Origin of the sequence: Streptomyces dangxiongensis (assembly GCF_003675325.1) — a bacterium.
Lineage (GTDB): Bacteria > Actinomycetota > Actinomycetes > Streptomycetales > Streptomycetaceae > Streptomyces > Streptomyces dangxiongensis.
Genome location: NZ_CP033073.1, coordinates 7267330 through 7292631, shown reverse-complemented (window position 1 = coordinate 7292631; position 25302 = coordinate 7267330). Strand labels below are relative to the sequence as shown.

General features: G+C 75.6%; 19 protein-coding genes and 3 pseudogenes. 2 read left to right on the top strand and 20 right to left on the bottom strand.

Features of this window, described 5'->3' with window-relative positions:
- Nucleotides 1–100 precede the first annotated feature (100 nt).
- The 3 genes from D9753_RS32835 to D9753_RS32825 form a co-directional block, all read right to left on the bottom strand.
- Entirely contained in the window at nucleotides 101–1597 is a 1497-nt protein-coding gene (locus D9753_RS32835; protein WP_121790297.1) for an acyl-CoA synthetase, read from the bottom strand.
- A gap of 213 nt (nucleotides 1598–1810) precedes the next feature.
- Nucleotides 1811–3376 carry a phytoene desaturase family protein gene (locus D9753_RS32830; RefSeq protein WP_121790296.1) on the bottom strand — a complete coding sequence of 522 codons (1566 nt, stop codon included), beginning with the start codon at nucleotides 3374–3376 and terminating at the stop codon, nucleotides 1811–1813.
- A gap of 80 nt (nucleotides 3377–3456) precedes the next feature.
- Entirely contained in the window at nucleotides 3457–3831 is a 375-nt protein-coding gene (locus tag D9753_RS32825; protein WP_121791416.1) for a ferredoxin, read from the bottom strand.
- A 149-nt stretch (nucleotides 3832–3980) separates the two neighbouring features.
- On the opposite strand from D9753_RS32825, the gene D9753_RS32820 reads away from it, so the two are divergent.
- The gene (locus D9753_RS32820) at nucleotides 3981–4346 is read left to right on the top strand and encodes a DUF6479 family protein (protein WP_240468350.1); all 366 of its coding nucleotides are present in this window, start codon (nucleotides 3981–3983) and stop codon (nucleotides 4344–4346) included.
- Nucleotides 4347–4425: 79 nt separating this feature from the next.
- Here D9753_RS32820 and D9753_RS32815 read toward each other — a convergent pair whose 3' ends face one another.
- From D9753_RS32815 to D9753_RS32745, 15 genes and pseudogenes are all read right to left on the bottom strand, one after another.
- Complete coding sequence (locus tag D9753_RS32815) at nucleotides 4426–4881, bottom strand: RpiB/LacA/LacB family sugar-phosphate isomerase (protein WP_121790294.1); 456 nt, start codon at nucleotides 4879–4881, stop codon at nucleotides 4426–4428.
- Nucleotides 4882–4966: 85 nt separating this feature from the next.
- A complete protein-coding gene (locus D9753_RS32810; RefSeq protein WP_240468349.1) occupies nucleotides 4967–6043 on the bottom strand; it encodes a GAF and ANTAR domain-containing protein in 1077 nt (358 codons plus the stop codon).
- Nucleotides 6044–6406: 363 nt separating this feature from the next.
- Entirely contained in the window at nucleotides 6407–6823 is a 417-nt protein-coding gene (locus D9753_RS32805) for an STAS domain-containing protein (protein WP_240468509.1), read from the bottom strand.
- Between the two features lie 213 nt (nucleotides 6824–7036).
- Nucleotides 7037–7974 (bottom strand): annotated as a pseudogene (locus tag D9753_RS32800) (glycosyltransferase family 2 protein).
- Nucleotides 7971–8912 carry a glycosyltransferase family 2 protein gene (locus tag D9753_RS32795; RefSeq protein ID WP_121790292.1) on the bottom strand — a complete coding sequence of 314 codons (942 nt, stop codon included), beginning with the start codon at nucleotides 8910–8912 and terminating at the stop codon, nucleotides 7971–7973. The pseudogene D9753_RS32800 and the gene D9753_RS32795 overlap by 4 nt, the downstream one beginning before the upstream one ends.
- Nucleotides 8902–9906, bottom strand: coding sequence for a glycosyltransferase family 9 protein (locus tag D9753_RS32790; protein WP_240468348.1), 1005 nt, complete (start codon nucleotides 9904–9906; stop codon nucleotides 8902–8904). Before D9753_RS32790 ends, D9753_RS32795 begins: the two co-directional genes overlap by 11 nt.
- A 229-nt stretch (nucleotides 9907–10135) precedes the next feature.
- Nucleotides 10136–11554, bottom strand: coding sequence for a PfkB family carbohydrate kinase (locus tag D9753_RS32785; RefSeq protein ID WP_121790291.1), 1419 nt, complete (start codon nucleotides 11552–11554; stop codon nucleotides 10136–10138).
- A gap of 49 nt (nucleotides 11555–11603) precedes the next feature.
- Complete coding sequence (locus D9753_RS32780) at nucleotides 11604–12344, bottom strand: D-sedoheptulose-7-phosphate isomerase (protein WP_121790290.1); 741 nt, start codon at nucleotides 12342–12344, stop codon at nucleotides 11604–11606.
- Nucleotides 12341–13573: a glycosyltransferase gene (locus D9753_RS32775; RefSeq protein WP_121790289.1), complete on the bottom strand. Its 1233-nt coding sequence runs from the start codon at nucleotides 13571–13573 to the stop codon at nucleotides 12341–12343. The genes D9753_RS32780 and D9753_RS32775 overlap by 4 nt, the downstream gene beginning before the upstream one ends.
- Nucleotides 13570–14533: pseudogene (locus tag D9753_RS32770) on the bottom strand (glycosyltransferase). Before D9753_RS32770 ends, D9753_RS32775 begins: the two are co-directional and overlap by 4 nt.
- Nucleotides 14530–15541: pseudogene (locus D9753_RS32765) on the bottom strand (glycosyltransferase family 9 protein). Before D9753_RS32765 ends, D9753_RS32770 begins: the two co-directional pseudogenes overlap by 4 nt.
- Nucleotides 15538–16206, bottom strand: coding sequence for an HAD-IIIA family hydrolase (locus D9753_RS32760; protein ID WP_121790288.1), 669 nt, complete (start codon nucleotides 16204–16206; stop codon nucleotides 15538–15540). The pseudogene D9753_RS32765 and the gene D9753_RS32760 overlap by 4 nt, the downstream one beginning before the upstream one ends.
- Nucleotides 16203–17198 (bottom strand): glycosyltransferase family 2 protein, encoded by a 996-nt coding sequence (locus D9753_RS32755; protein WP_121790287.1) that lies wholly within the window; start codon nucleotides 17196–17198, stop codon nucleotides 16203–16205. Before D9753_RS32755 ends, D9753_RS32760 begins: the two co-directional genes overlap by 4 nt.
- The gene (locus tag D9753_RS32750) at nucleotides 17195–18829 is read right to left on the bottom strand and encodes a carbamoyltransferase family protein (RefSeq protein ID WP_121790286.1); all 1635 of its coding nucleotides are present in this window, start codon (nucleotides 18827–18829) and stop codon (nucleotides 17195–17197) included. Before D9753_RS32750 ends, D9753_RS32755 begins: the two co-directional genes overlap by 4 nt.
- A 28-nt stretch (nucleotides 18830–18857) precedes the next feature.
- Nucleotides 18858–19865, bottom strand: a complete 1008-nt coding sequence (locus D9753_RS32745; RefSeq protein WP_121790285.1) for an NAD-dependent epimerase/dehydratase family protein — start codon at nucleotides 19863–19865, stop codon at nucleotides 18858–18860.
- Between the two features lie 713 nt (nucleotides 19866–20578).
- On the opposite strand from D9753_RS32745, the gene D9753_RS32740 reads away from it, so the two are divergent.
- Nucleotides 20579–21142 (top strand): hemerythrin domain-containing protein, encoded by a 564-nt coding sequence (locus D9753_RS32740; RefSeq protein WP_121790284.1) that lies wholly within the window; start codon nucleotides 20579–20581, stop codon nucleotides 21140–21142.
- A gap of 88 nt (nucleotides 21143–21230) precedes the next feature.
- On the opposite strand, the gene D9753_RS32735 is transcribed toward D9753_RS32740, so the two are convergent.
- Together D9753_RS32735 and D9753_RS32730 are read right to left on the bottom strand one after the other, a co-directional pair.
- Nucleotides 21231–21560 carry a DUF3040 domain-containing protein gene (locus tag D9753_RS32735; RefSeq protein ID WP_121790283.1) on the bottom strand — a complete coding sequence of 110 codons (330 nt, stop codon included), beginning with the start codon at nucleotides 21558–21560 and terminating at the stop codon, nucleotides 21231–21233.
- Nucleotides 21561–22083: 523 nt separating this feature from the next.
- Complete coding sequence (locus tag D9753_RS32730) at nucleotides 22084–25143, bottom strand: nSTAND1 domain-containing NTPase (protein WP_163010854.1); 3060 nt, start codon at nucleotides 25141–25143, stop codon at nucleotides 22084–22086.
- Between the last annotated feature and the right edge of the window lie 159 nt (nucleotides 25144–25302).

The window sequence follows — 25302 nt, the reverse complement described above, 5'->3', positions numbered from 1 at the left end:
CACCGGGCCGGCGTGCTGCGGCAGCCGGTCCGGGCGGTGCGCTGTCGCCGTCGGTCAGGACGGGGTGCCGTTGCCGTCGGGCCGGGGGCGGGGGTCCCGGTCACGCGGTGAAGCGGTCGCGGAGTTCGCGTTTGAGGATCTTGCCGCTGGCGTTGCGCGGCAGCGCGTCCACGAACAGCACCCGTTTGGGCGCCTTGAACGGTGTCAGCCGCCCTTTCACGTGCGCGATGAGCTGGTCCCCGGTCACCTCGCCGCACGGGACGACGACCGCCGTGACGGCCTCGATCCACCGCTCGTCGGGCAGACCGATCACAGCGGCCTCGGCGACCGCCTCGTGGGTGTGGAGCGCGTCCTCGACCTGGCGCGAGGCCACCAGCACGCCACCGGAGTTGATGACGTCCTTCACCCGGTCCACGATGGTGAAGTAGCCGTCGGAGTCGCGCACGGCGAGGTCGCCGGAGTGGAACCAGCCGTCGCGGAAGGCCTCGGCCGTCTCCTCGGGCCGGTCCCAGTAGCCCTCGCACAACTGCGGTGACCGGTAGACGATTTCACCGGGCGTGCCGTCCGGTACGTCCGCGCCGTCGTCGTCCACGACCCGGGCGTCCACGAACAGCACCGTGCGGCCGCAGGAGTCCAGCCGGCCCTCGTGCTCGTCGGGGCCGAGGACGGTGGCCAGCGGGCCGATCTCGCTCTGCCCGAAGCAGTTGTAGAAGGCGAGGTGGGGCAGGTGCCGTCGCAGCCGCTCCAGCACGGGCACCGGCATGACGGACGCGCCGTAGTACGCCTTGCGCAGGCCGCCGAGGTCGCGGGTGGCGAAGTCGGGCCGGCCGGCCAGGCCGATCCACACCGTGGGCGGCGCGAACAGGCTGTCCACGCGGCCGGTTTCGATGAGGTCGAGCAGCCGGTCCCCGTCGGGCGCGTCCAGGATGACGTTGGTCGCGCCGACGGCGAGGGAGGGCAGCAGGAACACGTGTAGCTGCGCCGAGTGGTAGAGCGGCAGGGCGTGCACCGGGCGGTCGCCGGCGCTGAGGTCGAGGGCCGTGATCGCGCTGAGGTACTCGTGCACCAGGGCCCGGTGGGTCATCATCGCGCCCTTGGGCAGGGCGGTCGTCCCGGAGGTGTACAGCAACTGCGCCAGGTCCTCGGTGCGGGGTTCGGGGCCGTCGTACGGCGGTGCCTGCGGGAGCCGGGTCAGCAGCGAGTCGTCCGTGTCCCGCAGCGCCAGCACCCGCGCGTCCCGCGGGAGCCGGCCGGCCAGGTCCGGGTCGGCGAGCACCAGCGTGCTGCCCGACTCGCCGAGGATGTGGGCCAGGTCGGCTCCGGTGAGGCCGTGGTTGACCGGCACGTGGATCAGGCCCGCGCGGGAGCAGGCGAGGAAGGCGATTAGACAGGCGTCGGAGTTGTGGCCGTAGGAGGCGACCCGGTCGCCGGGTGCGAGGCCCTCGGCGCGCAGGAGGGAGGCCGCGCGGGAGACGGCGTCGTCGAGTTCGCCGTACGTCCAGCCACGCTCGCCGTACTCCACCGCGAGGCGCGCCGGGGTGCGGCGGGCGCTGCGCCGCAGCACCCCGTCGACCGTACTGCCGTGTCCCTGCGTCATGACAGCCGATCCTCGGGCCGCCGGGCGCGCCGGTCAAGCATGCGGGGGCCGGCGTGCCAGGGGCGGCCGGACGCTCGCCCGGCGCTCCGACGCGTCACCACCGGCCCCGCGCCCGTCACCGGCACCGCGACCGCCACCGGGCCCACGACTACCGCGCGCCCGCGACCACCGCCGGGACCTGACCGCCCGACCGGCAGGTTTGCCGCAGTCGCCTCAGGTGTTCGCCTCCAGCACCGCCATCGCCGCGTTGTGTCCCGGTACGCCGCTCACTCCTCCCCCGCGCACCGCGCCCGCCCCGCAGAGCAGGACGCCGGGGTGCCCGGTCTCCACGCCCCAACGGCCCGTCTCCTGCTGGGCGTACGGCCAGGACAGGGCCCGGTGGAAGATGTGGCCGCCGGGCAGTCGCAGGTCCCGTTCGAGGTCGAGCGGGGTCTTCGCCTCGATGCAGGGCCGGCCGTCGGCGTCGGTGGCCACGCAGTCGGCGAGCGGTTCGGCGAGGTGGGCGTCGAGCTGGCCGAGGGTGGACTTCAGCAGCTCCTCGCGCACGGCGTCGTTGTCCCGGTCGAAGAGCCGGGCCGGGGTGTGCAGGCCGAACAGGGTGAGGGTCTGGTAGCCACGTTCCGCCAGGTCCGGGCCGAGGATGGTGGGGTCGGTCAGGGAGTGGCAGTAGATCTCCGAGGGCGGCGCGGCGGGGAGTTCGCCGGCGGCGGCCTGGGCGTGGGCGGTGGCGAGCTGGCGGTAGCCCTCGGCGATGTGGAAGGTGCCGGCGAAGGCCTCGCGGGGGTCGACGCCGGGGTCGCGCAGTCCGGGGAGCCGGGTGAGCAGCATGTTGACCTTGAACTGGGCGCCTTCGGCGGCTTCGGGCGCCGGGTCCCCGGTGAGCGCGGCCAGCTCCCGCGGGGAGGCGTTCACCAGGACGTGCCGGGCGGCGGCGGCGCCCTCGCCGTCCCGGGTGCGGTAGGCGACCTCGGCGGTGTTCCCGTCGGTGTGGATGCGGACGGCCTCGTGGCCGGTCGCGATCTCGGCGCCGGCCGCGCGGGCGGCGGCGGCCAGTGCGCCGGTCAGCGCGCCCATGCCGCCGACGGGCACGTCCCAGGCTCCGGTGCCGCCGCCGACGACGTGGTAGAGGAAGCAGCGGTTCTGGGCGAGGGAGGGGTCGTGGGCGTCGGCGAAGGTGCCGATCAGCGCGTCGGTGAGGACGACACCCCGGACCAGGTCGTCGTGGAAGGTGTCCTCGACGGCGACGCCGACCGGCTCCTCGAACAGGGCCCGCCAGGCGGCCTCGTCATCGATCCGGCGGCGCAGCTCGTCGCGGGTGGGCAGGGGTTCGGTGAGCGTCGGGAAGACCCGCTGGGCGACGCGGCCGGTCATGCCGTAGAAGCGCTGCCAGGCCTCGTACTCGCGGTCGCCGCCGGTCAGCCGGGCGAAGGACTCCCTGGTGCGCTGCTCGCCACCGCCGACGAGGAGTCCGGTCGGCCGCCCGTCCCGCTCGGTGGGGGTGTACGAGGATATGCCGCGGGTGCGGACCCGGAAGTCGAGCCCGAGGTCGCGCACGATCTTGGTCGGGAGCAGGCTGACCAGGTAGGAGTAGCGCGACAGCCGGGCGTCGAGCCCGGTGAACGGGCGGGTGGAGACGGCCGCGCCGCCGGTGTGGTCCAGCCGCTCCAACACCAGTACGGAGCGGCCGGCCCGGGCCAGGTAGGCGGCGGCGACCAGGCCGTTGTGGCCACCGCCGACGATCACGGCGTCGTACGCGCGGGTTCCCTCGTTCGCGGACATGGTCCTTCGTAACACGTGGACGCACGCAGTGGAACGCGTTTCACACGCTGACGTCGATCATGCGCTTGGGACAGGGGCACTCAGTTGAGCATTTCCAGGAAACCCGCGCAGGCATCGGCGCAGCCCCGGCAGACGGCCGCGGCCGGTTCGGCGCCTGGGTGATCGTCGAAGGCGTGCGCGCACTCCAGACACACCGAGCGGCACCACTCCACCCGGACCCGGAGCGTCTCCTCGTCCTGGCGGTTCTCCTCACACAGCACCCGGCAGGTGGCGTCGCACACCTCGGCGCACATGATGCCGATCCGGCGCACGCGCTCCTGGCGCTCGGTGCCGTCCGGCTCGACCAGACTCGCCCGCACCGCGCAGGTCCGGGCGCACTCCGTACATGCCTGCGCACAGGTGAACCGGTCCTCCAGGAACCGATAGAGCTGCTGCTGCGAAGTCGGCGGTGTCACACCGTGCGGGTAGCCGGGGCGCGCGGGCACAAACCAGGTTCCAGGGAGGGCGGGCGCGGACCGAGGTTCCGGGGCCGGCGGATCCTATCCATCCACAGCTATGCCCCTTGTCATGGTTCGCACCTATTCGTGACGGGTACTTTTGTTCTATGAACACCGCATCGATGCAGTTGGCCGCGGCGAGCGGCCTGATGAGCCTCTTCCTGTTCATCGTGGCCGTGGCCCTCCTGGCGCTGCTCGGCGGCGGCTTCTGGATGACCTCCCGCGTCAAGTACCGCGAGCCGCCGCGCCCGCGCCCCGACGAACAGCCCAAGCTGCCGCCGGAGGGCGCAGTCCACGAGGTCCGGCAGAACCGGGAGTCCGCGGAGGTGCCGCAGACCTCCAAGGGCGGTCGCCCGCTCACGCCGTACGAGCTGACCAACATGGACTCCCAGCCCAGCGAGTCGGAGGAACGCCCGCGCTGGAGCAGAGGGTCCAGCGGTTCGTTCGGCGGCGGCGGACTCGGCGCCCACTGAAGTCCCGCTTCACCGCTCCTGACGGAGCCCGGTCCCACCCCGCTCACCGGCCCGGCCCGCGCCGGCCCGTCGCGTGCCCCTAGGAACCCTTCCGGGTGGCGTCCAGACGGCCGACGCGGGCCACGTTCTGCCGGTCCTCCGCGTCCTGGCTGGGTTCCGCGGCGAACCAGGCGTCCAGGATCTCCTTCAGTACCGGCTCGGAGATCAGGCGCAGGCTCAGGGCGAGGACGTTGGCGTCGTTCCAGCGGCGCGCGCCCTCGGCCGTGGCGGCGTCCGTACACAGGGCCGCTCGGACACCCGGCACCTTGTTGGCCGCGATGGAGGCGCCGGTGCCGGTCCAGCAGCACACCACCGCCTGGTCGGCCGCGGCCTCGGCCACGTCCCGGGCGGCGGCCTCCGAGCAGGCTGCCCACCGCGCGTCGGCCCCGGGCCGCAGGGCGCCGTGTTCCCGCACGTCGTGGCCACGGCGCCGTAGCTCCGCCACGAGAAGCCGGGCCACGGGTTCGTCCATGTCGGAGGAGACGGAGATCCGCATACCCGGAGCGTAGCGCCGCGCGTGCCTTGGAACGAGGGTGTCCTCCTGTGGTGCCGCCAAAGTGACCGGCCGGGCACCCGTCGGTTCAACGGTGGGCGGGCTGCCGCACGGCGGGCGCGCCGCCGGTCAGCGTCCTGTGCAGGTGTTCGAGGGCGTGCAGGAGCACCGAGCGGTGGTACCAGCTCAGCCAGTCCGACGTGTCGGCGGCCAGCAGGGCGAGGGTCTCGGCGTGGGCGGCGGCCGGCCGGTGTCCGGCCTCGGGCCAGTGCACGGTGATCACGCCGGCGCACGAGCCGGTGGGAGACAGCACGGGGATGCTGTGGAGGGCACGGACGCCGGAGGTCAGCAGGGCGCCCCGGAAGTCGTCGCGGAGCAGCGGCTCGGTGGCGACGTCGGGCACGCTCACGGGACGGTTCCCGGTGCGGACGGCCGTGTCGGGGTCGGCGCCGCCGCGCACGAGGTGGTCCAGGAACGTTTCCGTGCAGCCGTGGTGGGCCTCCAGGGTCAGCGCGTTGACCGCCGGGTCCAGGCACCGCACGTACCCGGCGGGTGCCCGCCCCACGGCCAGCGCCTCGCGGAGCACGGCGTCGATCATCCGGCGCCGGCAGCGCGGGTCGCGACCGTCGCGGGCCAGGATCCGCGGTTGCGGCACGGGCAGGGGGCGACGGCCGGGGAACCACACCTCGCGGTCCGGGGGCGGTGCGACGACCACGGCGGAGGCCAGGACGCGCAGCGGCACGTTGAACCGCTGGGAGGCCTCCCGGAGCACCCGGAAGACGCTGCCGGGATCCGGCAGGCCGTAGCGGACCATGAGCGCGCCCTGCGCCATGCCGATCACCGGCGCCGTGCGCACCCGGGCGCGCAGCGCGCGGACCTCCTGGTGCAGGTCCTCGTAGGAGGGCCGCAGCGGGTCCGCCAGTTGCGAGCGCCAGGCGGGCAACGTCTCGGCCCCGGGGGCGGCGGCGCGCCAGGCGGACAGGTCCTCCGTCCCGGAGGCGGTGCGGGCCGGTTCGCGCAGGGCCTCGTCGAGGGTGGCGTACAGCCGGACGCCGTTCAGGCGGGCCAGGTGCACCGCCTCGCGCACACCGGGCCGGGCACGGACGATGATCAGCTCCGGGCGTCCGGTGCGGGCGCGGGCCGTCTCGCTGAGCGCGCGCAGCACGGCGGCGCCGCGCCATCTGCACGTGGGCCATGTCGAGGACGGGACGCAGCCCGGCGCGGTCCGCCCGCTCCAGGTGGCCGCGCAGCGCGTCCGACCAGGCCTCGGCTCCGTCGGCGTCCAGTGTGCCCGACATGCGGAGCAACAGGGCCCCCTCGGCGGACGGGCCCTCCACGACGGAGGACTCGATGACGAGGGGAGCCGGGGCGGCCGGCCGGGCGGAAGAGGGTTTCATGGCATCCCCCAGAAAGGACGTCATTCAGGGACAGTCCGGCCTCTTCCTGACCGTTGCACCACCTTGCACGCCAACCCTCCGGCCCTCAACCGCACCGGCCTCCGCCCGGGGCACGGGCACCGGCTCGGGCGCTACGTCGGGTCCCCGGGCTCCGCGCCGGCCGTTTCCCGGTCCGCCGGGGGATGCGCGGGATGCGGCTGTCGCGGAGCGTGCAGGGCGTGCAGGGCGGAGACCAGCGTGGCGTGCACGCGGACGCCCGGCAGGCCGGCGTTCGACAGGGCCTCCCGTACGTGCGGGCGGGGTTGTACGACGGCCAGCGCGCGGCCCGCACGGGCGAGGGGCCCGGTCGCGCGCTCCAGGCAGCGCACGGCGGCGGCGCAGGCGAAGTACACCTCGGTCAGGTCCAGCAGAGGGTGTTCCGCGGCCTGACCGGCGTGGCCGACGTGCTCGGCGAGGGCCTCGGCGAACTGCCGGGCGTTGGAGTCGTCCACCGTGCCCCGGGCCTTCAGGACGCTGATGGCACCCAGTCCGGGGCGGTGCTCGTGCACGGTCTGGAGGAGCAGCGGGGCGGGACCGCCGGGGCGGACGCGGGCCGGGGGCGGCTGACCGCTGTCCGTGAGTGATCGGGATTCCATGGGGACCGGGCTTCCTGGGCGGGGCGGAGGGATCGGCCGGTCGCGTCCTGACCGGGGGATTCACTGTGCCCGCGCCCGTCGGCGGGCGCAACGACGTCACCCTGGCGTGTCGTACCGTCGCGAATCTCAGCCGACGTACCGCCGTGCGGGTGAGTCCCTGCGCGGGCCCGTTCCAGTGCGGCCAGCCGGTGCTCCAGATCCGGCGGTACGGGGTCGCGGTGGCGCAGCACCCACGGCAGCCCGGCGGCGGCGTGGGCGAACGCCCGGACGGAGGCGGCGTCCCGGGGCACGGTCCGCGCGAGGTGCCCGGTGCGGCGCAGCGCCGGCAGCAGCGGGCGGCGCAGCCAGGTGAACCACAGCGTGTTGCGCAGCCCGAGGACGCGCCGGGCCGTGCTGTCCCGCAGCACGGAGGCGTGGTGGTGGACGGTGAGGTCCTCGGCGTAGGCCAGCCACCAGCCCCGGCGCTGCAGGTCGCAGGCGAGCAGCTCCTCCTCGCCGCCGAGCCACAGCCCGGGGTGGAAGCCGCCGCCCGCGCGGAACGCCTCGGTGCGCAGCACGGTGGCGCCGGCGAGGAAGGAGCCGAGGGCGGGGCCGGGCAGCCAGTCGGGGCCGGACAGCGGGGATTCGCGCAGTTCGCGCACGACCGGGTCCTCGGTACCGTCCGGTTCGACGATGATCCGCGCGGTGACGGCCGCGAGCCGGGGCCGGGTGTCCAGCAGGTCGGCGGCCCGGGGGAGGCTGCCCGGCTCCCACCAGGTGTCGTCGTCGCAGAAGGCGACGTAGGGGGTGCGCACCTGCTGGACGGCCAGGTTGCGGCCGATGGCGCCGAGGTTGCGGCCCGGGCGCAGCAGGATCATCTCGGGGAAGTCGCGGGCGACGGCTTCGGCGGTGCCGTCGGTGGAGCCGTTGTCGGTGACGATCACCCGTGGACGCTCGGGCAGCCGGCGCAGCAGGCCGAGGGTGCGCAGGAGCTCGTCGCGGCGGTTGTGGGTGATCACGACGACGGTCGTGCGGTCGTCGGGGACGGTACGGGCCCGGGTGTCTGGCGCGGTGCTGCCGGTCATCGCGGGGCGCCTCTCCTCGGGCCGCCGGCCGGTTCCCGGTCCAGCAGGCGGGCGGCGCGTTCGACGTGCGGGGGCAGGGTCCGGCGGCGGGCGAGGGCCGCAGGGAACCGGGTGAGGGTCTCCCTCAGGGCGTCGCGTGCGCCGGGACGGCCGGCCGCGGCGGCCAGTGCGAGTCCGGTTCCGGCGCGCACGGCGACCGGCCACGGGCGGCGCAGGCAGGTGGTGAGCACGGCATTGCGCCGGACGAGGGAGGAGCGGCCGGTGCGGCCGTGGTCCTCGGGGTGGTGGCACGCGCTGAGGGACGGCTCGTAGGTGACGCCCCAGCCGGCGGCGGCGAGGTCGTAGGCGAGCAGGGTCTCCTCACCGCCGAAGAAGAGCAGCGGGTGGTAGCCGCCGACACCGAGGAAGGCCTCCCGGCGGACCACGCAGGCGCAGCCGAGGAAGCCGAGCACCGGGCGGCCGGGCAGGTCCGGCTCGGGCGGCAGGGGTGAGGCGGCGAGTACGGCGTTGAGGGGGTCCTCGGTGGCCTCCGGGCCGACCAGGGTGCGGGCGGCGAGCAGGCCGAGCCGGGGATGCCGGTCCAGGAGGTCGGCGGCCCGGGCGAGGCTGCCCGGCTCCCACCAGGAGTCGTCGTCGCTGAAGGCGACGTAGGGGGTGCGGGCGTGCCGGGCGGCCAGGTTGCGGCCGAGGGCGCCGGTGTTGACGGCGGGCCGCAGCAGTCGGGTGATCGCCGGGTGGCCGGCCACGGCGCGGTACGTGGTGTCGTCCCGGGAGTTGTCGACGACGACGACCGGTGGGCGCTCGGGCAGCGCGGCCAGGGCGTCCAGGGTGCGCAGCAGACTGGCGCTGCGGTCCCGGGTGATGACGGCCACGGTGACCCGTGGATCGCGGCCGGCGGGCGTCCCGCGGACGCGGCCGGGAGCGTGCTCAGTGGACATGCGCCGCCTCCCCGTCCTGCCGCTGCCCGCCGCGGACGTCCCGCAGCAGCGTCAGGCAGGCCGCGGCGACCTCGCCGGTGCGGACGCGCAGCAGGCGGGCGTCCGGGGCGCGGCCGTGCGGGTCACCGGGCGGGCCGGGTTTCCACAGGGCGACGTGGTCCGGGCTCGGTGGCGGGCCCCACAGGCGCGGGGAGACGGGCCCGAACAGGGTGACCGAGCGGGTGCCGTGGGCCACCGCGAGATGGGCGAGGCCCGTGTCGCCGCTGAGCACCAGGGACGCCTCGGCGACCAGCGCGGACAGCCGGGCGAACGGCAGGCCGCCGGTCAGCACGTCACCGGCGCGCCGGCCACTGCGTTCGGCGACCGAGCGGACCAGGGCGTCCTCGCCGGGGCCGCCCGTGAGGACCACGTGGTGTCCGGCCGCCCGCAGGCACCGGACGACGGCGGCGAACCGCTCCCCCGGCCAGCGGCGCGAGCCCGAGGCGGCCCCCGGGTGCACGACGACCGCGCCCGGGGCCGGGGACGGCGTGGCGGGCCGGGGCAGCCGCAGGTCGAGGGGGTCGGCCGGGATGCCGTAACCGTGCAGGAAGGCGCACCAGCGGTCGCGTTCATTGGCCTGTGCCGGCCACGGCGGCCCGTCCGGGCAGGCGTGCGCGAGGAGCCGGCGCGGGTGCAGGGCGGCCAGCGCGTCGCGGCTCTCGGGGCCGTTGCCGTGCAGGTCGACGGCCACGTCGGGGGGCGGGCCGGACCAGTGGGTGAGCTGTGGCACCGCCCGGTCCGGTGCCTCGGCCGGGAGCACGGCGTCGACCGCCGCGGTGGCCAGGGCGAGTTCGGACAGGCCCGGCGGCTGGGCGAGGACGATCCGATGCCCGGGGAAGGCCCGGCGGATACCACGCAACGCGGGCACGCCGGCCAGCAGATCACCGAGGCCCAGCGCACGCAGGACCAGGACGCGTGGCGCGTCTGAGGGGCTCGCGAAGTGCTCAGTGCTCACCGAGGAGATCCTCCGGTGGAAGGGGACGTGGGTTCGGCGGGGGGCGGGACCGGGGCCGGGGCTGCCGTCCCCCGGCCGGCGCCGAAGCCGGGACCGGCCGGCGGGGCGTCCGCGCATCGGGCGCGGGCGGGCGGCGTGCCGGCCGCGCGCACCGGCCACGGGCGGGTGTCGCGTCCGAAGGGCCCCGGCACGCCGGCCGTGTGCGCGGTGTGGGAGGGCGGCGTGGAGGTCATCCCGGGTGGCCCGGGGTGGGGGTTCGGGCCGCGCGGCGGGCCAGGACGGTGGTGGAGCGGCCGTCGAGGTAGGGCAGGAGCAGGACCTGGCCGCCCCAGCTCTCCACGAGGGGCTGCTCGGGCAGCCGGGTCCGGGCGTAGTCGCCTCCCTTGGCCCAGATGTGCGGGCGGAGTTCGCCGAGGATGCGTTCGGGGGTGTCCTCGTCGAACACGGCGACCGCGTCCACGCACTCCAGGGCGCGCAGCACCCGCACCCGGTCGGCGGCCGGGACCAGGGGCCGGCCGTCGCCCTTGCGGCGGCGTACCGAGTCGTCGGAGTTGACGCAGACGATCAGGCAGTCGCCGGCCCGGCGGGCGGCCTGGAGCAGGGCGACGTGCCCGGCGTGCAGCAGGTCGAAGCAGCCGCCCGCGGCGACGACGGTGCCGCCCGCGGCCCGGACGCGGGCGGCGGTGCGCACGGCGTCGGCGGTGGTGTCGCCGTCGGCCGGGGCGTCGTCGGCCGGCTCGGTCCGCTCCGGGCCGGCGACCGCGCGGGCGCCGCCCTCGGCGACGTAGCGGGTGGCGGCGTGGACGGCGGCCTGGACGGCGGCCTCGGTGAGGGCGCCGTCGGCGAGCAGCCCGGCGGCGGCGGAGGCGAACCGGTCGCCGGCGCCGCAGGGGTCGCCGGAGGCGGCGGCCGGGGCCGGCACGAGCAGCGGTGTCTCGCCGTGGGACAGGAGGGCGCCGCGGTCGCCGAGGGTCACGGCCACGGCCTGCGCCCGCCAGGCGGCGACCAGGATGCGGGCGTCCCGGGCGGCGGTGCGCAGTCCGGCCGCGTCGCCGAAGTCGTCGCCGTCGGCCGGCTGCCGGGCGAAGGCGCGCGCCTCCTGTGCCGAGGGGGTGACCAGGCGGACGCCGGGCACGGGGGGCCGGCCGCGGACGTGGGGGTCCCAGACGACGGGCGCCGCGGTGTGTGTCAGCGCGGCCCGCAGGACGTCGGCGGTGCCGCGGCCGTAGTCGGCGACGAGGACGCCGTCGGCGGCCGCGACCGTGGACACCGCCTCCTGGGTGGCCTCGCGGGCGCGTCCCTCGCCGTCGTCTAGGCGCAGCAGCGGACGGTCCCCGGCCAGGACGCGGGTCTTGCTGCTGAGGCTGCCCTCCAGCGGCACCTCCACCAGGTCGACCCGGCCGGCGAGCAACTCGCGCAGGGTGTCGCTGGCGGGGTCCGTGCCGAGGGCGGTGACCAGGGTGACGCGGCGTCCGTCGCCCGCCGCGAGGCAGGCGGCGAGGGCGGCTCCGCCGGGGCGGGAGCTGCGCCGGGTGCCGTGGACGACGGGCACGGGGGCGTCGGGGGCCAGGCGTTCGGCCCGGCCGCACAGGTCGTGGTCGAGCAGGGCGTCGCCCACGACGACCAGGGGTGTGTACGAGGCGTTCACGCGTGTCCCTCCGTGCGGGCTACGACGACCAAGGGCGTGTGCGCGGCGTTCACGCGTGTTCCTCCGTGGGGGCCGCGGGCGCGCCGGACGCGGCGCGGCCGACGGTGCGGGCGCGGCCCACGAGCCGGCCGACGACACCCGGTCTGCCGTCGGCCGCGGGCTTGCCGTCGCCGTCGGGCCGGTGGTCGGTCTCGCCGTGCTCGACGGCCAGGTCGAAGGCCTCGCACAGCATGTGGACGGCGACCAGGTGCAGTTCCTGGACGGTGGCGGCGACGGGGGTGTCGACGCACAGGGCCTCGTCCGCGCCGAGGTGCAGCGGGTTGGGGGCCCGTCCGGTCAGCGCCCACACGGTCACGCCCATGCGGTGGGCGCGCTCGGCGGCGGCCAGCAGGTTGGCGCTCGCTCCGCTGGTGGACAGCAGCAGCAGGACGTCGCCGGGGCGGCCGTGGGCGGCGGTCTGGCGGGCGAACACCTCCTGGACGCCGTAGTCGTTGGCGATCGCGGTGGTGGAGGAGGTGTCGGCGTGCAGGGCGACCGCGGAGAACGGCGGCCGGTCGTCGCGGTAGCGGCCCACGAGTTCGGCGGTGAGGTGCTGTGCCTGTGCGGCGCTGCCGCCGTTGCCCGCGACGAGCAGCCGGGCGCCGGAGCCGAGCCGGCGGGCGAGGTCGGTGCCCCAGCGTTCGAGGAGCGGACCGTGGTCACGGAACGCCTCCAGGGCCTTCATCAGGTCGTCGCAGTGGGCGGTGTCGATTGCGGTGGTCCCGTTGGCGGTGCCGGTGGCGGTCTTCATCGGACGACTCCCGAGAGCGAGCGGACGGAGGACACGGCGCCGTACACCCCGGCCACGCCGTCGGCGACCCGGTCCCAGGTGTAGTGGCTGAGGACCCGTTCGCGGCCGGCGGCTCCGTACCGGGCGAGCCGGTCGGGGTCGGCGAGGAGGGTGCGGACGACGGCGCCGAGGTCGTGGTCGTCGTCGGCCGGGACGAGGACGCCGGTGGTGCCGTCCACGACGGTGTCGAGCTGGCCGCCGACGGCGGTGGCGACGACCGGGGTGGCGCAGGACATGGCCTCCAGCGGGACGATGCCGAACGGCTCGTACCGGGGCAGCGACAGCACCAGGTCGGCGCTGGACATCAGCCGGGGCATGCGGGCCCGGCCGACCCCGCCGAGCAGGGTGACCCGGTCGGCGACCCCGAGTTCGGCGGCTATGCCGTACAGGCGCGCGGCCTCGGGTTCGGTGCCGAGCAGGTCGGCCTCCGGTCCTCCGGCGACGAGGAGTTCGGCGTCGGGGACGCCGGCCAGGGCACGGATGGCACGGTCGTAGCCCTTGCGGGGGACGAGCCGGCCGACGGCCAGCAGCCGACGGCGGGTGCCGGCCCGGCGCGGGCGTCCGACGGGCGCGAACTGGTCGGGGTCCACTCCGCAGGGCACCACGCTGATCCGGTCCTCCGGCAGCCCCATGGCCTTCAGTTCGGCGACCTCGTCGCTGCACGTGGCGATGATCCGGGTGCACTCGTGGCCGATGGCCTCCTCGATGGCGAGGCGCTGCGGCGGGCTGGTGTCGGCGGCGCCCTGGTAACGCTGCTTGACCGTGCCGAGTGCGTGGTAGGTCTGCACGACGGGGATGCCGCGTTCGCGGGCGCCGGCCAGGGCGGCCAGGCCCGACATCCAGAAGTGGGCGTGGACCACGTCGGGCGGGTTCTGTGTCCACTGCCGGGCCAGGAAGTTCCCGAACTCGGTCATGTACGGCAGGAGTTCGTCCTTGGGGACGGCTGCGGGCGGTCCGGCGGGCACGTGCACGACCTGGACGCCGTCGATGAGGGTGACCCGGTCCGGCAGGCCCGCCGAGTCCCGCCGGGTGTACACCGTGACCCGGTATCCCTTTCTGGCGAGCTGCCGGGCGACCTGCGCCACGTACACGTTCTGGCCGCCCGCGTCCGGTCCGCCGAGCGCGGCCAGCGGGCTGGCGTGCTCGGAGACCATGGCGACGCGCCCGGCCGTGTGCGGAATGCGGCTCATCGGGTGACCTCCTTGATCAGGCGCTCCCAGTCCTCCAGGAAGCGCCGCTCTCCGTAACGGGCCCGGGCCGCCGCCCGGGCCGCCGCGCCGGTGCGGCGGGCCAGCTCGGGTTCGGCGAGGAAGGCCCGTACGGCGTCCTCCAGTACGTCGAGGCGGTTCGAGACCACCCCGGCGCCGTCGGGTACGGCTTCGCGGATCTCCGTGGTGTCCAGGGTGACCACGGGCATGCCGAGGAACATGGCCTCCAGCAGGGACAGGCCGAGGGAGGTCCAGCGCACGGGGTGCAGGTACAGACGGCAGCGGGCCATCTCGCGGTGCAGTTCGTGCTGCGGCAGATCGCGGGTGCGGCAGCGCCCCGGCGGCAGGCCGAGGTGCTCGGCGAGTCCTGCGGTGCGCATCCCGAAGACGTCCAGGGGCGCGGAGCGGGCGAACCGGGGCAGCAGGTCGGTGCCGGTGGTACGACCCCTGCGTACGGGTTCGTTGACGACGACGGCCGCGCGCCGCTCGGTGCCGGTCCACAGCGGGCCGGGGTCGATGATGCCGTGTTCGACGACCTCGGCCGGGGCCCGGCCGTTGTCCCACATCAGCCGGTTGAAGTGGGTGACGTGCACGACGGGGATCCGGGACTGTCCGGCCAGCGGGTGGGGCTGCCGTTCGGGCGAGGCGTCGGGGCTGTTGTGCTCGACGTACACGGCGGGCACGTCCACACCGGGCCTGCGGCCGGTCCAGCGCGCGGCCAGGCCGATCTCGTGGGGACGCTGCAGGACCATCAGGTCGATGCCGGTGCCCCGCAGTTCCCCGGGGGTGCGTTCCTGGACGGTGGCGGGCCAGTCCCAGGTCACGGCCCGGCCGAGCCCGTCCGGGCCGCGGTCCTCGGTGACCGGGACCAGGTAGGTGTGCGGGCCCCCGCACGAAGGCGGTGAGCCAGGATCCGTGCACGTGCCAGACGAGGATGTTCATGAGTGCCGCTCCTGGATGAGCTTGTGCACCGCGCGCACCACGTCCTGTCCGGTGACCTCGTCCAGGCAGGGGTGGCCGGGCACGGGGCAGGTGAGGGCCCGGGTGTCCGCGCAGGGCGCCGACTGGTCGCCGAGCAGGATGACGGGGACGCCGTACGGCGCCCAGCGGCCGGCCGGCACGACCGGCGCGAACAGCGAGACGACCGGGGTGCCGACGGCGGCGGCGAGGTGGGCGGGGCCGGTGTTGGCGCTGATCACGGCGTCGGCCATGCGCAGCACGCCGGCGAGGGTGCGGGGGGGAGGTCCGGCCGCCGAGGTCCACGGCGAGGTCGCCGCTCACCTGCCGGGTCAGGGCCGTCTCGTCGGAGCCGCCGGTGACGACGACGCGGTGCCCGGCATCGGTGAGCAGGGCGACGGCCTCCGCACAGCGGTACGGGCTCCAGGCGCGGGCGGGGGCGCTGGCGCCGGGGTGCAGGACGACGTAGGGGCCGTGGCCGGTGAGGCTGCCGGTGTCCGGGGGCGGCAGCACGCACAGCCGGCCGTCGTCCTCGGGCGGGAGCGGGAAGCCCAGGGCGGCGGCCGTCTCCAGGGCCGCCTCGGCCTCGTGCCGGCCCTGCTGCCGCCGGTGGCGTACGTCGAGCAGCCGGCCGGGGTGGTCGACGCTGTCGGCGCCGATCCGGCCGACGCCCGCGAGCCTCAGCAGCAGCGCGGTGGGCAGCGGGCTCTGGTGGAAGGAGGTGAGGACGAGCGCGGTGTCGTGGGCGCCGGCGCGCAGCCGTCCCAGCAGGACGTCGACGTCCGCCGGGACGACCGGCGGCGGGTCGAAGCCCTCCCAGGGCGCCGCCCATTCCAGTACCTCGTCGACACCGGGCAGCAGCCGGGCGGCGTCCGCGCCGCGCGGGCCGCAGAGCATCGTGACGTGGCAGGCGCGGGCGGCGACGGCCCGCACGGCGGGGCCGGCGAGCAGGACGTCGCCGAAGCTGTCGAGACGAACGACGAGAACCCTCACAGCGACCGCCTCCCGACGGGGGCCGCGGGGGTCGTGGGAGCCGCCGGGGATGCGGGAGGCGTGGGGGTGGGTCGGGGTTCTCGTGTGGGGGTCCGGCCGTCGGACGGGGGCCTTGCCGGGGTTCGTCCTCCGGCCGGGATGCCGGCCTCCGCCAGTGCCGCGCGTACGGCGGTGAGGACGTCGGGGGCGCTGTCCGTCGCGAAGCGCGCCGTCTCCGCCGGTGCGGTGGCCGCGTTCGGGACGAGCACGCCCCGGGCGCCCGCCGCGCGGGCGGCCAGCACGTCCGCGGCGATGTCGCCGATCACCAGGCACCCGGCGGGCTCGACGCCCAGCCGGGCGGCGGCGGTGCGGATCAGACCGGGCCGGGGTTTGCGGCAGACGCAGCCCGCGTCGGGGGTGTGCGGGCAGAACACCCAGGTGTCCAGGCCGCCCAGCAGTTCGTCGGCGCGCTCGTTGACGCGGCGCACCTGGTCGACGGTGAGCAGGCCGCGCCCGATGCCGGACTGGTTGCTGACGACCGCGGTCGGCAGCCCGGCGGACCGCGCCAGCGCGACGGCCGCGGCGGCGCCCGGCAGCAGCCGCACCCGGCCGGGGTCGCCGTTGTGCGGCACGTCCTGCACGAGGGTGCCGTCGCGGTCGAAAAGGATGGCGGACAGCCTGCTCACCGGGCACCTCCCAGGGGTTCGGCGTGCCGGTGGCGGACGACGCCGCGCACCCAGTGCCGGACGGCGAGGGGCGGGATGAGCACGCTGGTGCCGAGCATCCTGGCGATCTCGCGGGCGGTGCGCGGGCCGGGCAGGATGCGGGCGAGGGCGAACTCGGTGGTGCCCAGCGTCCACAGCGCGGCCCAGGCGGTCGCGGCCCGGCGCCGCCCGGTCAGGGCGCAGGAGGCGGCGGCGAGGGCGGCCGCGGTGACCGCGAGGTGGCGGGGCAGCCGGCCGCGGGGCGCCTGGGCGCGGTCCCACCAGTCGCGGCCGTGCAGCCGGTTCATCAGGGCGTCGTCGGCGTTGCCGCGCTGCACGGGCAGCGAGGCCCACCAGTGGGCCGGGCGGACCGGGTGCCGGGTGACCCGGCCGCCCCGGACCAGGGACCAGCCGGCCCGCTGCACGCGCAGGGCGAGGTCGGCGTCCTCGCGGAAGGCGCGCGGAAAGCGTTCGTCGAAGCCGCCGGTCCGTTTGAGGGCCTCGGTGCGGTAGGCCATGTCGGCCGTGGCCCAGGCGGCGTTCTCCAGGCCCTTGGTCGTGCGTTCCCAGTCGGTGGGCCGGCGGTCGGGGGGCAGGGGGACACGCAGGTGCCCCTGGATGCCGCCGACGTCGGGGCCTGCCTCGCGCAGGTCCTCGGCGAGCCGCCGGGACCAGTCGGGCAGCACCTGGACGTCGTCGTCCAGGAAGACGGTCCAGGGCGTACGGACGGTCTGCCAGCCGGCGTTGCGGGCGGCGGCCGGGCCCCGGCCGCCGGTGCGCAGGGTGCGCACGCGGTCGAGCAGTTGCCCGGCCGGCTCCAGTGGCAGGCCGCCGTCGGGCGCGGGCCGGTCGTCGACGACGACCACCTCGTGCGGCGGATGGTCGCCGGCCGCGGCGAGCGCGCGCAGGCACTCGGCGAGGCAGGGGCGGCCGATCGTGGGGACGACGACGGTGTAGGCGGGTGCGTCGGTCATGCGAACGCCTTCCCGCGGCGGATCGCGAACGGGCCGAGCACCAGCAGGTCCACGGGGGCGGAGCCGAAGCACTCCAGGGCGTCCCTGGGGTCGTCGACCATGGGCCGGCCGGCGGTGTTCAGGCTGGTGTTGACCACCACCGGCAGTCCGGTGCGCCGTTCGAAGCCCTCGATCATGCGGGCCACCAGGGGTTCCTGGGCCCGGTCCACGGTCTGGATGCGGGCCGTGCCGTCGACGTGGACCACGGCCGGGATGCGGGCCCTCCAGTCGGGGGCGACGTCGTGCACGAACAGCATGTGGGGGCTGGGCAGCGGCCCGTCGAAGATCTCGGCGGCGCGCTCGGCGAGGACCATGGGCGCGACGGGCCGGAACTCCTCGCGGCCCTTGACGGCGTTGAGCCGCTCCAGGTTGGCGGCCCGGCCCGGGTGGGCGAGCAGCGAGCGGTGTCCGAGGGCGCGTGGCCCGTACTCGCTGCGGCCCTGGAACCAGGCCACGATCCCGTCGGCGGCCAGCGCCTCGGCGGCCGTCTCGGCGATGTCGGCGGGCTCCTCGTACGGCACGGCCGCCCGCTCCAGCCACTCCCGCAGCTCGGCGTCGTTCCAGCCGCGGCCGAGCGCGGCGGTCGGCATGGGCTCCAGGGTGTCCTTCTGTCCGGCGACGTGCGCCGCCGCGCCCAGGGCGGTGCCGGCGTCGCCGGCGGCGGGCTGCACCCAGACGTGTGCGAAGCCGCTCTCCCGCCACAGCCGGGTGTTGGCCACGCAGTTCAGCGCGACACCGCCGGCCAGGGTGAGCACGTCCTCACCGGTGCGTTCGCGCAGCCACCGGGCGAGGGCCAGCATGGCTTCTTCCAGGCAGAGCTGGGCACTGGCGGCGAGGTCGGCGTGGTCCTGGTCCCAGGCGCCGTGGGCGGGACGCGGCGGGACGAACTCCGCCCAGGGCACCGGGCGGGCCCGGAACCCGCCGCCGTCCTCGGCGTGGACGTACTCGCGCAGCCGGCCGGCGAAGCGCGGGGTGCCGTGGGAGGCGAGGGCCATGACCTTGAACTCGTCGCTGCTGCGCAGGAATCCGAGGTGCTGGGTGAGGTCCTCGTAGAAGAGGCCGAGGGAGTCGGGCAGTTCCTGGGCGCCGAGTACGGTCAGTTCGCGGCCGGTGTAGCGGCCGGCCAGGTGGGAGCCGCACTCGCCGCGGCCGTCCAGGACGAGGACGGCGCAGTCCGGGTACGGCGAGACGGCCCCGGCGGAGGCGGCGTGGGCCACGTGGTGCGGGACGAACCTGACCTTGGCCGGGTCGAGTCCGGGCAGGGCCTCGGCGAGGAACTGCGGGGCCTGGCGGGCGTACTCCTGGCGCAGGTGGTCCCAGGGGTCGTGCAGCCCCAGCCGCTCGGCGGTACGGGCGAGTGCGGGGTCGTAGGAGTAGGCGACGGCGTCCAGGTCGGACGGGGTGAGGCCGGTCTGTGCCAGGCACCAGCGGGCCGACTGCTCGGGCAGCTCCCAGGCGGAGAACGGAACGGGCCGCTTGCCGTGCTTGCGGCGTGAGAAGCGTTCCTCCTCCGCTGCCGCCACGACCTTGCCGTCGGTGATCAGGGCGGCGGCGGGATCGTGGAAGAGTGCGTTGATACCGAGGACGTGCATGCGCTGTCTCCAGGGCCGGGGGCGGGGGTCAGGACTGCGGGGCCGGGACCTCCGTGCGCGGGGCCGGTTCCGGGGGGAGGGCGGAGAAGTAGGCGATGGTCTGCTTCAGGCCCTCCTCCCAGGGGGTCTGAGGGGACCAGCCGAGCAGCTCGCGCGCCAGGGTGGTGTCGGGGCGGCGCCGGCCGGGATCGTCCACGGGCCGGTCGATGAACGCGATCGGCGAACGGGAACCGGTCAGGGCGACCACCCGGCGGGCCAGGTCGGCGACGGTGATCTCCTCGCTGCCGCCGATGTTGACCGGCCGTACGGAGCGGCTGGCGGCCACCCGCAGGATGCCGTCGACGGTGTCGTCGACGTAGCACAGCGAGCGGGTCTGGCTGCCGTCACCGGTCACCGTGAGCGGTTCGCCGGCCAGGGCCTGGCAGATGAACGTCGGTACCGCGCGGCCGTCGTGGGCCCGCATGCGCGGCCCGTAGGTGTTGAACAGCCGTACTATCCCGGCGTTCGTGCCTCTGGTGCCGGCGTGCGCGGTCACCAGGGCCTCGCCGAACCGCTTGGACTCGTCGTACACACTGCGCGGTCCGACCGGGTTGACGTTGCCCCAGTAGCCCTCGTGCTGCGGGTGCACCAGCGGATCGCCGTACACCTCGGAGGTGGAGGCCAGCAGGAAGCGGGCGTCGTCGCGTTCGGCGATGGTCAGCGCGTTGCGGGTGCCGAGGCTGCCGACGTCCAGCGTCTCCAGGGGCATCCGCAGGTAGTCGGCGGGTGAGGCCGGGCAGGCGAAGTGCAGGACCAGGTCGTAGGGGCCCGGCAGCAGTGCGGTGCATCCGGCCGTGGAGACGTCGCAGTGCACGTACCGGAAGCCGGGCCGGTCCTCCAAGTGGGCGACGTTCTCGCGCCGCCCGCAGGCCAGGTTGTCGGCACAGTCGACTTCGGCGCCCGAATCCAGCAGCCGTTCGCACAGGTGGGAGCCGAGGAAACCGGCACCGCCGGTCACGAGGGCGCGCCGCCAGGAGAACGGTGTCTCAGCAGTCATGGGACCGTTCCTTCGTCCACGTCGTTCGCGCCCCGCAGATGCCCTGGCCGGGCACGGGCGCGTACTGCGTCGCCGGGCCGACGTCGTCGGCCCCTGGGAGGGAAGGGAAGGGGAGGGCCGGGTCCCCGCTCGTCCGGAGGACCGCCCTGGCCGGCCGCCGCTTGCCGGACGGCCTCTGGCAGCTTGGTGTCCCCTGCCAGTTGGGTTCACGCGTTGGATTCTGATTCTCCCGGATCACGGGTGCTCGCGCGACTCCGGCGTCCCTCGTACCACGCCGTGAGGGCCCCCGCACGGCGGCGGCCGGGCCCGGCCGCCGCCCGGAAGACCGGTCCCGTTCGGGGGGCCGCCGCCGGAGCCCTCCCGGCCGGGTGTCAGGCCGCACCACCGGCCCGCGCGTTCAGCCGCACGGCGGGCAGGCCACCGCGCCGTGAGACGGGTTCAGAACTTGCAGACGACTCGCGGCCGGAGTGATCGTGGGCGGCCGGTCCGAGGAAGGCCGGGCACCGGTGCGGGCGACCGGCGCGCCGTCCGTGGCGGGGTCCTGTACCACGGCGGGCGGACGCGCTCTGCGGAGCGGGGCCGGATGGCCGCCGCCCGCCACCCGATGTGCTGACCGGGCGGGGCGGACCGTGTAGTGCGCCGTCGCCGGGGCACCCGCCCGGACGACGGCCGGCCGTTCACGGGCCGCCGCGTGTCACTCAGGAGGTATGACGATGGGTCACGGCGGAAACGTCATCCAGGAGCTGACCACCGACCACCGTGAGGTCGAGGAGTTCTTCGGCCGGATCGAGGCGCTGCCGCCCGGTTCCAGCGAGCGCAAGAACCTGGCCGACCAGGCCACGATCGAGCTGGTCCGCCACTCGGTGGCGGAGGAGGCCTATCTGTACCCGGCGGTGCGCGAGCACCTGACGGGCGGGGACGCCCTGGCCGACAAGGAGCTGGAGGACCACGCCAAGGCCGAGCAGATCATGAAGGACCTGGAGGGCTGTCAGGCCGACGACCCCCGGTTCGACACGCTCATGGCGCAACTGATGACCGAGATCCGCTCCCACGTGGCCGACGAGGAGCAGAACCTCTTCCCGCGGCTGGAGGCCGCCTGTTCCGCCGATGCGCTGATGACCCTCGGTGACAAGGTCCGCCGGGCGAAGAAGACGGCGCCCACGCGTCCGCACCCGGCGGCACCGGACAAGCCCCCGGCCAACAAGCTGCTGGCCCCGGGCGCCGGCCTGGTCGACCGGATGCGCGACGCGCTGTCGGGACGGGGCAGGGAGAGCTGACTCGACACCGCCGGGGGGCGGAAGGCGGGGCGGAGTGACGTGCCTGGCCCCGCCTTCCGCCCCCCGGCGGTGCGGGGCCGGGCGGGACTCAGAGCCAGGGGGTGACCCGGGCGCCGGAGCGGGACCGGGTGCGGGTGGCCCGGCACAGCAGCCGGAACACCTGCAAGAGGGTCAGCGGCCACAGCCACGCGAAGCACCACAGCAGCGCCGGGTCCGAGGTGCGGATGCCCATGACGGCCACGAACACCGACGCGGCCGTCAGCAGCACGACGGCCGCCGGCAGCCAGCCCGGACCGCGCGGACAGCCCATCCGGCGCGCGAACCGGCGGTCCTGCCGTAGCCCCGACTCGATCTGCACCAGCGCGAGCCGCTCGCGCGGTGACAGCCGTACCTCGTCGTGCATCTCCCAGTCGTCCACGGCAACGGCACCTCCTCCGCCGGACGGCGGCCCGGTGTTCCGGACCGCCGAGTTCCCCGGACTGCGCGGGCGATGCCGGGCCGCCGCGGACCGCTGGGGCGGGGCCGGGGTGGAGAAAACTCCACCCCGGGGCCGGTGGCCACCCTGACTGAAGAGACGCTCGCGCGCGGCCACGATGGAGGCGGTCCAGTCCCGTCGTCCGCTCACAGGGAGCCACCGTGCCCGAGCCCACCGAGGTGCAGCCTGCCGAGGAACACCCGCTGTGGCCCTGGGTGGTGCTGGTGGCCGTGGTGGCGTGCGTCGTGATCGTTCTCCTCAACGTACTCGTGACGGCGTGACGGCGTGACCGCCTGTCCGCGTGACGACGGGACCGCGTGACGACGGGACGAATCCTCGGCGGCCCTCGATGCGGAAGGGGAGACGTTCTCCCGCGTCACCGGCCGGCCCTCGCCGTACCGGCCGGCCGACCGCCCGGCGGCGGCGGGACCGGCGGACGAAACGGCGCCTGGGAGCACCGTCGGTTTCACGGACGCCGGTCGCTGCCGTCGGCGTCGGGTCCGTGTCGTGGCCGGCTGATCGCTGCGGAGTCGTCCGGGCGGCCGCACGGGGGCGCGTAGGCGACGTACCGCAGGTGGGCGGCCCACTGGGCGCGCGTGATGCGGGGGCCGGTGTGCGCGCAGGCGTGCGCGATGACGCGGGCCCGGTCGGTTCCGGCGAGCCGGACGGTGGCGTCGAATCCGCCGGAGGCCAGCACGGTTCCGTCGGGGCTGAAGGCGACCGAACTGACCGCCGTGCTGTGGCCGGTCAGCGTGGTCAGCGCAGTCGGGTGCGCGGGCCGGACCACGTTCCACAGCCGCACCGTGCGGTCGTCGCTCGCGCTGGCGAGGGTGCGCCCGTCGGGACTGAACGCCACCGAGCCGACGACGTCGGTGTGCCCGGAGAGTCCGGCGAGCGGGGCGGGACGCCGCGGGTCGGCGAGGCCCCACAGCCGTACCGGGTCGTGCCCGCCGCCGGCCGTGGCGAGGGTGCGGCCGTCGGGGCTGAAGGCCACGGAGAACGCCCCGGTGCCGTGGCCGTCCAGTACGGCCAGCCGCCGTGGGCGGCGCGGGTCCGCGATGGCGGTCAGCCGTACGGCGCCGTCCTCGCCGGCACTGGCGAGCGTGCGGCCGTCCGGGCTGAACGCCACCGCACGGACCGCGTCACGGTGTCCGGTCACCCGCGTGAGCAGGGCGGGGGTGGCGGGGTCGGTGACGTCCCAGAGCCCCACGCTGCCGTCGGTGCCGGCGGTGGCGAGCGTACGGCCGTCCGGGTCGTAGGCGAGGGAGCGTACGTCTCCCCCCTGCCCGGTGAGTGAGGCGAGCAGGGCGGGCCGGGTGGGCGTCGCCGTGTCCCACAGCCGCACGCTACCGTCGGCGGACCCGGTGGCCAGCGCGCGGCCGTCCGGGCGGTAGACCACGGTCCGGACGTCGTCCCCGTGGCCGCTCAGAGTGGCTTCCGCGACGGGGCGGTCGGTACCGTGCACCCGCCACAGCCGCGCGGTGTGGTCGCCGCTCGCGGTCGCCAGTTGACGCCCGTCGGGGCGGTAGGCGATGGCGAGGACCTCCTTGGCATGCGCCCGCACGGTGGTCATCAGGGTGCTCACCAGGGCGTCGCGCGTCCTGGTGGTCGGCGCGAGGCGGTAGGCCGTCAGGCCGAGCTGCACCGCCAGCCCCGGATCGGTGTCGATGAGTCCCGTCGCGCTGTCCGCGATGATCTGGGCTACCGCGTCGTTGCGCTGCCGGGTGACCTCGTCCTCGGCGTGCCGGGCGTTGACGGTGGCGATGGCCGCCACCACGACGAGCACGGCCAGGAGGGCGACGAGGGTGCGCAGGCGCCGGGCACGCCGTCGGGCGGAGTTCCCGGCCGCGGCCTCGGCTGCCGTGCCGGCGTCGACGAAGGCCTGTTCCGACGGGGCCAGCCGGATGTCGCGGCTGGTGAGGAGGTCGCGGGCGAGGGCGAGCCGGGCGCCGCGGTAGAGGGCGCCGGGGTCCCGTCCCAGGGTCTCCCAGGTGCGGGCGGCGTCGGTGAGCTGGCGGTGGGTCCGTAACCGCTCCCGGTCGTCGGTCAGCCAGCCGCGCAGCCGGGGCCAGGCCCGGATGAGGGCCTCGTGGGTGAGTTCGACCCGTCCGTCGTCGAGGGTGAGCAGGCGCAGCGCCACGGCCCGGGCCAGCACGGTCGCGGTGTCGGCGTCCTCGCCGAGTTCCTCGCGGGAGACGGGTCGCTTGGTGTCCTCGGTGCCCTCCCCGAGGGCGATGAGGTGCACGAAGATCTGCCGGGCCGACCACTGCTGACGTTCCGTCAGCGAGGAGTGGAGACTCTCCGCGGACTGGGCGAGTGCGCCTTCGAATCCGCCGGCCGCGTGGAAGCCGTCCAGGGTGAGGGCGGCGCCGCGCCTCCTGCGCCAGGTCTCCAGCAGCGCGTGGGACAGCAGGGGGAGGACTCCGGCCTGCCCGTGGGCGTGGGCCACGAGGGTGGCCTGGAGGGCGCCTTCCACGGTCAGGCCGGCCCGCCGGGCGGGTTCCACGACGGCGCACCGCAGTTCGGCGGCGCTCATCGGTCCGACGACGACCTGCGCGTCGCGCAGGATGGCGACGAGGGGGGCGTGGCGGGTGCAGTGGGCGTAGAAGTCGGCGCGGACCCCGAGGACGATCCGGCAGCCGGATCCGGGCCGTTCCGCCTCCTCGACGAGGGCGGCGATGAAGCGGGCCCGCTCGTCGGCGTCGGTGCAGACGGTGAAGACCTCCTCGAACTGGTCCACGACGAGGACCAGTTCGCCCGCCTCGGATCCCGGCCCGGACACCGGCCCCCGGGCCGTCCCGGATTCCGACCCGGAGCCCGGTCCGGAGCCCGACCTGGAGCGCGACCCGGAGCCCATCCCAGAGCCCGACCCGCATCCCGGCCCGGAGCCCGGCTTCGCGGCGAGCGCCTTCTCCAGCCGCTCCCGTGGGTTCGGTCCGGGGGTGAGGACCCGCACCGTGCGGCGCGGTTCGTCGCCGGCCAGGCGCGGCAGCAGTCCGGCGCTCAGGAGGGAGGACTTGCCGGCCCCGGACGCGCCGACGAGGGCCACGGCCCGCCTCCGGGCCAGGGTGGCGAGGAGGTCCTCGACGAGACGCTCGCGGCCGAAGAACAGGTCGGCGTCCTCGGTCCGGAACGCCGCCAGACCGACGTACGGCCCCCGGAGCGGACCTTCCGGCACCTCCGGGCAGGGCTGTCCGTGCGGGCTCCCCGTCCCCTCCGGGCCGTTCCGCTCCTGCGGGGGGCCGGCGCAGGACTCGGTGCGCAGTTCGACGGCGACGGCATGCCAGCGCGCCTCCCACTCCCGTGGGTCGCCACCGCAGGCCCGTACGTACGACAGCGTGACGTCCAGGCTGGGCAGCCGCCGTCCGGAGGCGGCGCCGGACAGGGTGGCCACCGAGTAGTGGGCGCGGTGCGCCAGATCCCGGTACGGCGGGGATCCGGCCTCGTGGCGCAAGCGGCGCAGAGCCGCGGCGAACCGCAGCAGCGGTCCGTCCTCCCCCTCCAGCGGACGCTCCTTGCGGGCCATGCTCCCCATCCCCCGCCCGGACTTCCCCGCCCGAAGCGTTTTCCGCCCTCTGGTGTGGATTGTTCAGCAATTGTTTGTTCACTGCAACAGGCCCGACGGCGAACAACGGACAACGGCTAGACCTGGGTTCACGCACCACGACAGCGAGACCGAGAGCGA